Source organism: Intrasporangium sp., from assembly GCF_051961875.1.
Lineage (GTDB): Bacteria > Actinomycetota > Actinomycetes > Actinomycetales > Dermatophilaceae > Intrasporangium_A.
The window spans coordinates 1-12,694 of record NZ_JBQCCV010000059.1; the positions used below are offsets into that span (position 1 = coordinate 1).

Consider the following 12,694-nt stretch of genomic DNA (forward strand, 5'->3'; position numbering starts at 1 on the left):
GTGCTCGGGTCGAACGACTACTTCGGTCCGTCCATCAAGAACCCGCTGAAGTACCTCTGGCACCGGGGGCCGGTCCGGGGCCGGGCGCCGGCGACGCGACTGCCGGTGGAGTCGCTCGTGTCCGGGCTGGAGGGACGCGGCGGGCTGAACCAGACGAACCGGAGGGCGTCGCTGCGACTGCAGGGGATGCGGATCGACTTCGTCGGGGTGGACGACCCGCACCTGCGGTATGACCGGCTCGACGTGGTGAGAGGCCCGGCTTCCCCCGAGGCGGCGGTGACGATCGGGGTCACGCACGCGCCATACCAGCGGGTGCTGGACGCGTTCGCGGCGGATGGGGCCCGCCTCGTGATCGCTGGGCACACGCACGGCGGCCAGGTCTGCCTGCCCGGCTATGGGGCGCTCGTGACCAACTGCGACGTCGACACGAGCCGGGCCAAGGGCCTGTCGCGGTGGTGGGTCGGCGCGGGGCACGGTCGGGGTGCGCCGGTGCTGCCTTCGTCGTCGGCGCCTGAGGATGCGGCCTGGTTGCACGTGTCGGCCGGTCTCGGGACGTCGCCCACGGCGCCCGTGCGTCTCGCGTGCCGCCCCGAGGCGACCCTGATGACGCTCGTCGCCGCCGGCTGCGGGCGTCCGGTCTTCAGCACATCGTTAACCCGGTGGGTCCCGCTGTGCTGAAGACCCGACGTGGGCGTCCCTCCACCGGGGTCGATTCGGAGATGGAGCGCAGGCTGCGCTAGCATCTCTCCTTGCTGCCACCCGTACGGGCCGGCGGCACCGGGGTGTGGCGCAGCTTGGTAGCGCGCTTCGTTCGGGACGAAGAGGTCGCAGGTTCAAATCCTGTCACCCCGACCAATCGAAATAGCAGGTTAGAGGCCCTTTACCCACATCGGGTGAAGGGCCTTCGCCGTCGCTGAGTGACCAACTGAGTGACCATTGCTCCGCATCGCCCTTCCCGAACAGCCCATCCATGGCCGTCGCTCCGGTCTGGGGCACTGGCCGGATCGAAGACGAGCGCATGATCGTGCCAGGGCTGGCGCAACTCCTGACCAAGTTTCCTGCGTGCTATTTCACTGACTTGGCAGATGCCTTCGCGCGCAATGCCATCCAGGCCGCGTATGCGCCACTTGCAATACCAAGCCCAACGCCGAGCACCTGCGACGGTTGCGGTGCTGGGAAGCTACCCAGGACGAAGTTTGTCCACATCAGGATGAAAGCCCCGCTGCCCACCCCAACCGCAGCGCCCAACCATGCTGGTGAAGGGATGGGACCTTTGAGCAGGAGCCAGAGGCCCGAAGAAACCACCGCCAAGGGCCCAATTCCTAAAGATCCAGCGATCAACAGGGAAAGCACATCATACAGAAAGTCCACGAGGCCCTTTGGCGGCACATACAGGGCGTCAATCGCGATTCCTGTTGCATAGTCCACAAGCGCGAATCCAACAAGAGATCGCGCAAACGCCTTGCCCCCACGCTTCCCCTGATAGGCGTCCACGTTGACTGGCCCCTCTCTGGTAGGCACGTGACACTCGACTTCCTGTGACCCCGACCGTGTCATATCGCACGACATCGGCGACAAACGGACCTACGAAACGTGGGTCCGTTGTCCATTTTCGGGTCCGGTCGAGGGGCCCGCCCGATGCCTCGGAGTGACGGCTCCGGCCTCGCTCGTGCCGCGGATTCTCAACGCGACAGGTGCTTTCCGCGCGGGTACGGTCCAAAAGATGAGCCGACAGACACGAAGCACCAGACGTTGGGTCGTGGCAGGTGTCAGCGCGGGCCTCCCGCTCGCCCTGCTCGCCCCGCAGGCGGGCGCTCAGCCCTCGGCGTCTCCCTCCACCCAGAGCACGACCTCCTCCGATCGTGGCTGGCATGGCCGGCCCACGCCGCTGCCGAAGGCCCCCGTCATGACGGGGTCTGGCGGTGCCGTCAGCTCCGTCGACCGCGACGCCTCGCAGGTCGGCATCGACGGCCCCGCCCGCGGCGGAACCGCGGCCGACGCGGCCGTGGCCACGGCCGCCGCCCTGGGCGTCACCGAGCCGTACAGCGCCGGCATCGGCGGTGGCGGCTTCCTCGTCTACTACGACGCCCGCGCGAAGAAGGTCAGCACCATCGACGGGCGCGAGACCGCGCCGGCGACGTTCACCGAGAACACCTTCCGCAAGCCGGACGGCTCGGCGATGGACTTCAACACGGTCGTCAACTCCGGACTGTCCGTGGGCATCCCCGGCACGCCGGCGCTCTGGGCCAAGGCGCTGCGCGACCACGGCACGCTGTCGTTCAACGAGGCCCTCAAGCCCGCCGAGCGCCTCGCGGCGAAGGGCTTCGTCGTCGACCAGACCTTCCACGACCAGACAGCCCAGAACGCAGCGCGATTCTCGAAGTTCCCCGAGACGGCGCGCATCTTCCTCCGCGACGGCCAGGCCCCGGCTGTCGGGTCGGTGTTCACCAACCCCGACATGGCCAAGGCCTACCGGACGCTGCGCATGCAGGGCGTCGACGTGCTCTACCGCGGGCGGCTCGGCGAGGCCATCGTCCGAGAGTCGAACGCTCCGCACACCGCCCCCGGCGTCAGCGTCATGGGCGGGCAGATGACGATGCGTGACCTCGCCGCCTACCAAGCCCTGACGAAGGCACCGATCCACTCGCAGTACAAGGGCCTCGACGTCTATGGCATGCCGGTGCCGAGCTCGGGCGGCATCGCCGTGGCCGAGATCCTCAACCTCATGAAGGCCTACGAGGACCGCACCGGCAAGGCCACCTCGCAGGTGTCCGACGTCGACTACCTGCACCGGTTCTCCGAGGCCTCGGCGACGGCGTTCGCCGACCGCAACCGCTACGTCGGCGACGTGCCGAACGTGCCCGTGTCCGAGCTGATCAACCCCAAGTTCGCCGCCGAGCGGGCCTGCTCCTTCGACCCGACTCGGGCCCAGCCGCGCCCGATCCCGTTCGGCTCGCCCGACGGCAGCTACACGTCATGCACACCCGGTACAACGGCGCAGCCCGAGCCCTACGAGGGCCACTCGACCACGCACCTGACGGCGACCGACCGCTGGGGCAACGTCGCCTCGTACACCCTGACGATCGAGCAGACCGGCGGCTCGGGCATCACCGTGCCGGGCTGGGGCTTCCTGCTCAACAACGAGCTGACCGACTTCAACTTCACCCCGCTGACCCCGGGCGTGCCCGACCCCAACCTGCCCGGTCCGGGCAAGCGGCCGCGGTCCTCGATGAGCCCGACGATCCTCATGAAGGACGGCGCGCCGTTCCTCTCCGTTGGCTCGCCCGGCGGCGCGACAATCATCACGTCCGTGTCGCAGACCGTCCTCGGCTACCTCGACCGCGACCTGTCGCTTGTGGATGCCATCGCTGCGCCTCGCCTGTCCTCGCGCAACGGCTCGTCGGAGGGCGCCGAGCCGGCGTTCCTCGCGAGCCCGGCCGCAGCGCGCCTCGGGGCGCTCGGGCACGCGCTGTCCGACGCCGGCGAGATCGGCGCCGTGACCGCGATCCACAGTCTCGGGCAGGGCAGGTTCGAGGCGGCCGCCGAGCCGGTCCGTCGCGGTGGCGGCTCGGCCATGGTGGTGCAGCCCACGCCGTGAACCAGCCCGTCTGACTCGCCACTCACGAGTCGCACCTCCCGCACTGCTCCCGCCACGGGCGCAGTGCGTGAGTGCTGTCCGTGGACCCGCGCCGCCACCTCAGCGCGACCTCAGGATCTGTTCAAGGTTCGGTAAAGAACCCTTTTCAGGTCGGGACCCGATACGTATGGTCGAAATGTCCGATTTCCTAGTTGAGAAAGGGTGCTGCGGATGACCTCTCGACGAAACCGGACCCGGCCGCACCCACCGTAACGATGCGGCCGTGCGCGATGAGCGAGCCGGTGGACCGGCCAGGACCCGCGTGACGACACCGCACCCGAGAAGCGAGCGCGCCGCTTTTTCCCCCGAGCAGGCAGCGCCGCTCCCGCCAGGTGTCTCCACCCGCCCGGGATCCCGGCCTCACCCTTGACCCGGTGACCACGACGGGCCCCATCGCGCCTCCGGGCGGGCTTCTGGGATCCCGCCCACGGGCCCCATCCGGCGGTGACCGGGTGGGGCCCTTCCCTGCGGGCCAGCCCGCCGCCGGTCAGATTGGGCTCAACTTCCATGGGTAGCGTCCGCTGATGACGGATCCCTCAGCATCGAGCGACGTGCACGCAGACCGGGGACATCGCCGTGGCTCACCCGCCCGGACGAGCGCTGCGTCCGAGGGTCAGGACCCGGCACGGTGGCGGGCCCTCAGCGTCTGCCTCGTCGCCGGGTTCATGACGCTGATGGACGTCAGCATCGTCAACGTCGCCCTGCCCTCGATCAGCTCGGGACTGCAGGCGAGCACGAGCGACCTCCAGTGGATCCTGTCGGGCTACGCCCTGACCTTCGGGCTGGTGCTGGTGCCGTCCGGCCGGCTCGGGGACGCGCGCGGCAGACGGACGATGTTCGTGGTCGGGGTGGCGGTCTTCACCCTCAGCAGCCTGGCCGCCGGTCTGGCGCCGACGGCCCTCGCACTCGTCGTCGCCCGCCTCGTTCAGGGCATCGGCGGCGGCCTGCTCAACCCGCAGATCAACGGCCTCATCCAGGAGCTGTTCCGCGGCGCCGAGCGCGGCAAGGCCTTCGGTCTGCTCGGCGCCACCATCGGGGTCTCGACGGCCATCGGCCCGCTCCTCGGCGGGGCCATCATCAAGTTGCTCGGCACCGACACCGGCTGGCGCTGGATCTTCTTCGTCAACCTGCCGGTCGGCATCGCGTGCATCCTGCTCACCTTCCGCTTCGTCCATCCGCGTCCGAGCGGCGAGCGCCACCGGGAGGACCTCGACCCCCTCGGCGTCGCCCTGCTCGGCCTGGCGGTCTTCGCGGTCCTGCTCCCCCTCGTCCAGGAACGGCAGTGGCCGGGCGCCGGCAAGTGGTGGCTGCTGCTCGCCGGCGCCGTGCTGCTCGTCCTCTTCATCTGGTGGGAGCGTCACCATGCCGACCACGGGGGCGCCCCACTGATCGACCTGCGCCTGTTCCGGATGGAGAGCTACACCGCCGGCAACGTCATCGGCCTGCTCTACTTCTCCGGCTTCACGAGCATCTTCTTCATCCTCACGCTCTATCTCCAGCTCGGCCTGGGCTACACGGCCCTCATGGCCGGGCTCGCCGTCACGCCCTTCGCCCTCGGGTCGGCCGTCGCCGCGGGTGTCGGCGGGCGACTCGTCACGCAGTACGGCCGGCCGCTCGTCGCCCTCGGACTGCTTGTCGTCATCGTCGGGCTGATCCTCACCGATCTCGTCATCACCCTCCGGGGGCACGATCCGAGCTGGTGGATCGAGCCTCCCCTGCTGCTCGCCGGTCTCGGGAGCGGCCTGGTCATCTCACCCAACGTGACCCTCACAGTGTCGGAGGTCCCCGTGTCCCAGGCCGGCACGGCGGGCGGCGTGCTGCAGACCGGTCAGCGCATCGGGACGGCCGCGGGCATCGCCCTCATCGGCTCGGTGTTCTTCGCCCGGCTCGCCAGCGGGCATGGCGACTTCGCCGCCGCGACTGGCCTCGCCGTCCGGGTCACTGTCATCCTCGTGGTCGTCGCCTTGGTCGCCGCGCTCGTCGACGTGTTCGCGTCGCGACGGCATGCCGCGCGCTGACCCCCGAGCGCGCCTCGCCCAGACCCTCGTCCCGTGATCGGGTGCCGTCGCCGTGCCGTGGCACGTCGCGGACCGCATCCGCCCCAATAGCCCATTCGTCCGTCCCCATCGCTCCCGAGTCTCCCCGCCGTCGAGTGTCCGGCGGGTCGCCGGGGTTCACAAACGATTTTCAGAAATGGGTATGCCGCTGAGCGACCTGACGCGCGCAAGCTCACTCAGCGACATACGACCTATCGGACAGGGCGGACGAGCGGAAGCGCGCCGAGACCCGGCGCCCCACGGATCCGAGGTGCGTCCAGACCCACCAGTACGCCAGACCGAAGGCCGTCGCGCCGACGAAGGTCAACGGCGGGACGCCGAGGCCGCGGAGCACCTCGAGCGCCTGCCAGTGGGCGACGTAGATGTAGAGGGAGGCGGCGGCGAGAACCTGGATGGCCGTGACGAGGGTCGCCGGCACCGGCGTGACCGGCCGCCAGAGCATGAGCAGGACGAAGGCGATCGTCAGGCCGTCGCGGGCCGGGTTGAACGAGAAGGTCCCGATCGAGGCCACCACGACCGCCGTCAGGACCCAGCGCTGCCGTCGCGTCACGGCCCGCGCGAGGCTCCAGCCGAGCAGGAAGAGGTAGAGGACGACGAGGGCCGAGCCGTGCATCCGCGGGACCGGCAGGTCGAGGATCGGCAGCCGGAACAGGACGAACGCGGCGACGGTCAGGGTGAGCGGGACCCCGAGCGGCCATCGCCTCTCGGCCCGGTGGAAGGCAGGCACCGCACACAGCGCCGCGGCCACGAGCAGCGCGACGACCAACGCCTCGATGAACCAGAAGCGCCACGGCCGCCCCAGTCGCTCCTCACCGAAGATCCAGTTGCCCAGGAAGAGGTTGCGAGGCTCGTACAACCCGCTGAGGAAATGCGCGCCCCAGATGACCACGAGACTCGGGACGACGACCCTCCAGGCGCTCCGGACGATCCGCCGCACCCGCGCCCGCCGGTCCGGCTCCGAGAGCTGGAATCGCACGAGCTGGTAGCCTGCGATGACCAGCAGGGCGTTCGCCGTCCCTTGCAGCGCAAAGAGATCCGCGTGGGTGCCCACGATGAGCAGGATCGCGAGTGCGCGCAGCCAGACGCTCGTCTCCATCGAGCGCCACCGCACTGGGACGCGCCGCAGGGAGCGCTCACTCGACGGGGAGGGCGACGGGGTGGCGCGCGACTCGCGCAGGCGCTCCAGCTCGGCCACCGGAGTCACGTGCCAGCTCGGGGGCAGCTGCCCGAGCAGGTCCTCCAGCCGGATCGACACCTCGACATAGGAGAGCGAGTCGCCCCCGAGGGAGGTGAACGTCGAGTCGGGGCCCACGTCCCGGCGGTGCAGGAGGGCGGCATACAGGGCGGCGACGGGGAGCGGGCCGCTGGCGCTCGGTGGCCCCTCGGCCGGCGCGCCGGCCAGGCGGACGACCCCTGCGTAGTCGGGCTTCCCGGTCGGCAGGGTCGGGTGCTCGTCGACGGCGACCACCGAGACCGCCCCCCGAGGGACACCTGAGGCGCGAAGCACTTTGCGGCGCAACGCCTCTCGCGCCGGCGCTGCCCCAAGTCCGCACGCCGACACGATGACGCAGCCGTCGCGCCCGGCGCACCGGACATCGCACCCCTCGCTCCGCAGGGCGCACTCGAGGCCGTCCAGGTCGACCCGGTGGCCGAGCACCTTGACGAAGCGCGCCTTGCGCCCGACGACCTCGACGAGCCCGTCGGCGGTGACGCGGCCGAGGTCGCCGGTCCGCAGCGCGTCGACGGTGCGCCCCTGCGCGAGGTCGGCCGGCGACGTCGCGTAGCCGAGCATGACGTTCGGCCCGCGGTAGACGATCTCGCCGCCCTCGATCTCGATCGACCCACCCGGCACCGGCACCCCGACCGCGGTGGGGTGGTCGATGGCGAGCTCCGGTGGCAGGTAGGCCATCCGCGCCGTCGCCTCGGTCTGGCCGTACATGACGTAGAGGTCCCAGCCGCGCCGCTGCCCGAGCTCGGCCCACTGCCGCACGCGCTCCGGGTCCATCCGCCCGCCGGCCTGGGTCACGTACCTCAGCCGGGGCAGGTCGCGCTCGGCGAACCCGCTCCGCTCGAGCATCTCGAACGTGTGTGGCACGCCGGGGAAGGTCGTCGCGCCCGCCTCGGCGAAGAGTCGCCAGAAGCACTCGTCGACCACCGACAGCTCGGTGAGGAGCACGGCCGCCCCCTGGGCGAGGTGCGTGTGCAGCACGGACAGGCCGTAGGAGTAGGTGAGCGGCAGGGTCGTGGCGGCGCAGTCATCCGGGCGGACGCCGAGATACTCGCTGATCTGCTCGGCGTTCGCCGCGAGGTTCTCGGCGGAGAGGCGGACGAGCTTCGCCGAGCCGGTCGACCCGCTCGTGCTGAGCAGGAGCGCGAGCTCGGGGTGCAGCTCGTGCTGTGGCTCGCTGCGCCGGATCTCGACCGTCCCGCTCGGGCCGAGCACGATGTCCGGGTCGTATGCCGCGGTCAGCCGTCCCGCGGGCCCGCCCGGACCCGCCGCGGTGAGCAGCACGACGTGCCCGGCCGCGAGCGCGGCGAGGTAGCCGACCACGGTGTCGAGGGTGTTGCGCCCCTCGAGGAGGACGAGGCGGCGCGAGCCCGCCAGGCGCCCGGCGAGCCGCTCCACGCGAGCGGCGAGCGCGGCATACGTGACCTGCTCGTCCCCCGTGACGATCGCGACCCGCTCGCCGTGCTCGGCGAGCCCGTCGACCCACGGCAGCAGCGTGCGCGCGGGGGGCGGCGGGGGCGTCGGCGCTGCCGGCGAGATGGACGTCACGGCGGGCAGTCAATAAGGTTAGGCACACCTAAGTCAACTTGCCTGCTCGATTTCGGCGAGGCCTTGAGGTCCGCTACTCTGAATTAGGTAAGGCAACCCTTGCTTATATCGTGAGATGCATCACGCCCGCCTCTCCGACTACCCCGATCGCACCTGGAGAACCCCTGTGACCCGAAGCCGAGCCGCCGCCCTGGCCGCCGTCGTCGCGACGTCGGCGCTCGTGCTCAGCGCATGCGGGGGCAGCCTCGAGGCCAAGGGTGAGCTCGACACCACCAAGCTGACGATCTACAGCGCCCAGCACAAGAACCTCACCGAGGAGTGGGCCAAGGCCTTCCAGGACAAGACCGGCATCCAGGTCCAGATCCGCTACGGCAACGACTCGTCGATGGGTGCCCAGATCGTCCAGGAGGGCAGCAAGTCGCCCGCCGACGTCTTCCTCACCGAGAACTCGCCCGCGATGACGACGGTGCAGAACGCCGGGCTGCTCGCCAAGGTGGACGAGGCGACGATCAACCAGGTCGTCGACCAGTACGTGCCCTCCTCCCACGAGTGGGTCGGCATCGCGGCGCGGTCGACGGTGCTCGTCTACAACCCGAGCAAGATCTCCGAGGCCGACCTGCCGAAGTCGCTCATGGATCTCGAGAAGCCCGAGTACGCCGGCAAGTGGGGCGCGGCTGCCGGCGGCGCCGACTTCCAGGCCATCGTCTCGGCGATCCTCGACCTCAAGGGCCAGGACGCCACCGCGAAGTGGCTCGCCGCGCTCAAGTCCAGCGCGAAGATCTACCAGAACAACATCGCGACGATGACGGCCGTCAACGCCGGCCAGGTCCCGATGGGGATCATCTACCACTACTACTGGTACCGCGACCAGGCCGCCGGCAAGGACAGCAGCGGCAACACGAAGCTGTACTACTTCAAGCACGAGGACCCGGGGGCCTTCGTCAGCCTCTCCGGCGGCGCGGTCCTGAAGTCGAGCAAGCACGCGAACGACGCCCAGAAGTTCCTCGCCTTCGTCACGAGCAAGGACGGCCAGCAGGTCCTCTCCTCGAGCGACGCGAAGGAGTACGCCGTCGGCAATGGCGTGCCGTCCGACCCGGCGCTGCCGCCGCTCGACACGCTCGAGGCGCCCAAGATCGACCCGTTCACGCTCAACGGCTCCAAGGTCATCGCGCTGATGACCCAGGCGGGAATCCTCTAGCCCATGGGCGCCACCCGGACCCCGGCACCGCAGGAGGCCACCACGGCCCCCGCAGCCTCGGCCTACCCGGGAGCGCCTGACACGGCCTCGGGTGGAACGGTGGCTGGGGCGCCACAGGGGACGTCCCAGGGCGCACCCGTGGGCGTCGCACCGGACGGTCGGGTCACGCCGACGTCGCTGCCGCTGCGCCTCGCCGCGTTCGCGGTCGCGGCGCTCTGCTCGCTCCCGGTCGTCGTCGTGGTCCTCAAGGCCTTCGAGAGCGGCCCAGGGCAGGCGTTCGAGCTCGTCTGGCGGCCGCGGGTCGGCGAGCTGCTCGGCAACACCGTCTGGCTCGTCGTGCTCACGTGCACGATCACCGCCATCCTCGGCGTGGGCAGCGCCTGGCTGGTCGAGCGGACCACCCTCCCCGGCGCCGGCTTCTGGCGGGTCGCACTCGTCGCCCCGCTCGCAGTGCCGGCGTTCGTCAACAGCTTCGCCTGGGCCTCGTTCCTGCCGGCCCTCTCGGGACGCGCAGGGGCCGTCCTCGTGACGTCGCTGTCCTACTTCCCCTTCGTCTTCCTGCCGGTCGCGGCGGTGCTCCGCTCGATGGACCAGGGCCTCGAGGAGGCAGCCCGCTCGCTCGGCCTCGGCCCGTGGCGCGCCTTCCTCCGGGTCAGCCTCCCCCAGGTCCGGCCGGCCCTCCTCGGCGGCGTGCTCCTCGTCGGGCTGCACCTGCTGTCCGAGTTCGGTGCGCTCGCGATGCTGCAGTACCCCACCTTCACGACGGCGATCCTCGACCAGTTCGAGGTCGCCTTCGACAACAAGTCGGGCAGCGTCCTTGCGGTCGTCCTCATCATGCTGGCGCTGACCCTGCTGACGATCGAGCTGCTCGTGCGCGGTACCCGGCGGCACGCCCGGGTCGGCACCGGCACCGTGCGCCGGCCGGCTCCCGCCCGGCTGGGAGCGGCGACGCCCCTCGCCCTGCTCGGCCTCGCGGCGCTGACGGCTCTTGCCCTCGGCGTGCCCGGCTGGAGCATCGTGCGGTGGCTGCTCAAGTCGGCCGACTCGATGGAGCCGATCTCGCTGCTGCCGACGCTGTGGAGCACGCTGCGGTTCGCGCTCCTGGCGGCCGTCATCACCACGGTTGCGGCATTCCCGGTCGCGTGGCTGCTGGCGCGCAGCCGCACCTGGTTCGCCCTCGGCGTCGAGCGCGTCACGTATGTCGCCTCCTCCCTGCCCGGCGTCGTCGTCGCCCTCGCGCTCATCACCCTGTCGATCCAGTACGTCCGGCCGCTCTACCAGACGACGACCGTCCTCGTCGTGGCCTACGTCATCCTCTTCATCCCGCGGGTCATGGTCGCCATCCGTGCCGCCATCGCGCAGACCCCGCCCGAGCTCGGCGAGGCCTCCCGGGTCCTCGGCCAGGGGCCGATCGCGACCTTCCTTCGAGTCCAGCTGCCGCTCACGCTCCGCGGCACCCTCGCCGGCTTCGCCCTCGTCTTCATCGCCGTCTCGACCGAGCTCACCGCGACCCTGCTTCTCGCCCCGACAGGCACCGAGACGCTCGCCACCGCGTTCTGGAACGCGAGCGCATCGCTCGACTACGCCGGCGCCGCACCATACGCCGCGGCGATGGTGCTCCTCTCGGCACCCCTGACCATCCTGTTGCTCCGCGACAGGGGCCACCGCAAGAACAAGGACCAGCTGACGTGACGACGCTGACCATCACCGGAATCACCGCCTCCCACCAGAGCACCGAGGTCCTCCACGGGATCGACCTCACCGTGCCGAGCGCGACGACGACGGCGGTTCTCGGGCCCTCGGGGTGCGGCAAGTCGACGCTCCTGCGCGTCGTCGCCGGCTTCCTGCGTCCCGACTCGGGCGAGGTCCGGCTCGGCGACGAGGTCGTCGTCGGCGAGGGCCAGTGGGTCGCCCCTGAGCGCCGCGGCCTCGGCTACGTCTCGCAGGAGGGCAACCTCTTCCCGCACCTCGACGTCGCCGGCAACATCACCTACGGTATGCCGCGCCGGGAGCGTCGCGACCGTGGGCGGGTGGGCGAGCTGCTCGAGCTCGTCGGCCTCTCCCCCGACCTCGCCTCGCGCCGTCCCGACCAGCTCTCCGGCGGCCAGCAGCAGCGGATCGCTCTGGCGCGGGCCCTCGCCCGCCGTCCGCGGGTCGTGCTGCTCGACGAGCCCTTCTCGGCCCTCGACGCGGAGCTGCGGGTCTCGACCCGGGAGGCCGTCGCCGCGGCCCTCGCCCATGCCGAGGCCACTGTGGTTCTCGTGACGCACGACCAGGCCGAGGCCCTGTCCTTCGCCGACCAGGTCGCGATCATGCACGAGGGCCGGTTCTCCCAGGTCGGCGCCCCGACCGAGGTCTACAGCACGCCGCTCGACCGCCGTTCGGCCACCTTCCTCGGCGAGGCGTGCTTCCTGCCCGGCCGGCTCGAGAACGGCGTGGTCCAGTGCGCCCTCGGCAGCCTCGCCGCCCGAAACCCGTGCGGGCTGGCCGGTCGCTGCGAGGTGCTGATCCGTCCCGAGCAGGTGCGCCTCACCGCCGACGGAGCCTCCGAGGGCTCGGTCCTGGGGGCCGCCGAGGTGACCAAGGCCTCCTACTTCGGCCACGACGCCCTCGTCGAGCTGCGCCTGCTCGACCCGAACGCGTCCCCGTCGACGATCTCCGCGCGCACCTTCGGCAGCAACGTCCCCGCGGTCGGCAGCCGGGTGACGGTCAGCGTCGAGGGCGAGTCGCAGGTCTTCCCCTGGTCCGACGGCGACTCCCAGCCGGCCGTCGCCACGCCGGCTCACTGACCCAGCGCCCCCCAGCGCCGCGTCGAGAGTCCAACGCTCCCAGTCCTTCCCGTCGAGTGAGCGGTTGGTCCCCTGCGTCACAGCACCACTCCATCGAGTGAGTGCTCGACCTCACCCGTCACAGCACCACTCCGTCGAGTTAGCACACGGCCACAACCGACACAAAAACACCATTTAAAACAAGGACGGAGCGCTAAAAAAAAAAAAAAGCAACAACCGCGGCAAGTGAGTAAAAAA

General features: G+C 70.5%; 8 protein-coding genes and 1 tRNA gene. 7 read left to right on the forward strand and 2 right to left on the reverse strand.

The genetic code is table 11. From position 1 onward, the window contains the following. A partial coding sequence (locus ACTHJJ_RS03685; RefSeq protein ID WP_440301584.1) for a metallophosphoesterase occupies positions 1-678 on the forward strand: 678 nt, incomplete at its 5' end. 100 nt (positions 679-778) lie between these two features. Beyond that, positions 779-855: transfer RNA gene (locus ACTHJJ_RS03690), tRNA-Pro, on the forward strand. 210 nt (positions 856-1,065) lie between these two features. Here ACTHJJ_RS03690 and ACTHJJ_RS03695 read toward each other — a convergent pair. Next, on the reverse strand, positions 1,066-1,494 hold the full coding sequence (locus tag ACTHJJ_RS03695; protein WP_440301585.1) for a hypothetical protein: 429 nt from the start codon (positions 1,492-1,494) through the stop codon (positions 1,066-1,068). Positions 1,495-1,906: 412 nt separating this feature from the next. Between ACTHJJ_RS03695 and ggt the strand changes: the two genes are divergently transcribed. Both ggt and ACTHJJ_RS03705 read left to right on the forward strand, forming a co-directional pair. After that, on the forward strand, positions 1,907-3,598 hold the full coding sequence (ggt, locus tag ACTHJJ_RS03700; protein WP_440301586.1) for a gamma-glutamyltransferase: 1,692 nt from the start codon (positions 1,907-1,909) through the stop codon (positions 3,596-3,598). A gap of 563 nt (positions 3,599-4,161) precedes the next feature. Then, on the forward strand, positions 4,162-5,655 hold the full coding sequence (locus tag ACTHJJ_RS03705; protein WP_440301587.1) for an MFS transporter: 1,494 nt from the start codon (positions 4,162-4,164) through the stop codon (positions 5,653-5,655). Between the two features lie 211 nt (positions 5,656-5,866). On the opposite strand, the gene ACTHJJ_RS03710 is transcribed toward ACTHJJ_RS03705, so the two are convergent. Next, a complete protein-coding gene (locus tag ACTHJJ_RS03710) occupies positions 5,867-8,470 on the reverse strand; it encodes a non-ribosomal peptide synthetase (protein WP_440301588.1) in 2,604 nt (867 codons plus the stop codon). A gap of 115 nt (positions 8,471-8,585) precedes the next feature. On the opposite strand from ACTHJJ_RS03710, the gene ACTHJJ_RS03715 reads away from it, so the two are divergent. The 3 genes from ACTHJJ_RS03715 to ACTHJJ_RS03725 all read left to right on the forward strand — a co-directional run bounded on the left by ACTHJJ_RS03715 (position 8,586) and on the right by ACTHJJ_RS03725 (position 12,457). Continuing rightward, positions 8,586-9,668, forward strand: a complete 1,083-nt coding sequence (locus ACTHJJ_RS03715) for an iron ABC transporter substrate-binding protein (RefSeq protein ID WP_440301589.1) — start codon at positions 8,586-8,588, stop codon at positions 9,666-9,668. A gap of 138 nt (positions 9,669-9,806) precedes the next feature. After that, complete coding sequence (locus ACTHJJ_RS03720; RefSeq protein WP_440301590.1) at positions 9,807-11,360, forward strand: ABC transporter permease; 1,554 nt, start codon at positions 9,807-9,809, stop codon at positions 11,358-11,360. Beyond that, positions 11,357-12,457 (forward strand): ABC transporter ATP-binding protein, encoded by a 1,101-nt coding sequence (locus ACTHJJ_RS03725; RefSeq protein WP_440301591.1) that lies wholly within the window; start codon positions 11,357-11,359, stop codon positions 12,455-12,457. Before ACTHJJ_RS03720 ends, ACTHJJ_RS03725 begins: the two co-directional genes overlap by 4 nt. Positions 12,458-12,694 lie beyond the last annotated feature (237 nt).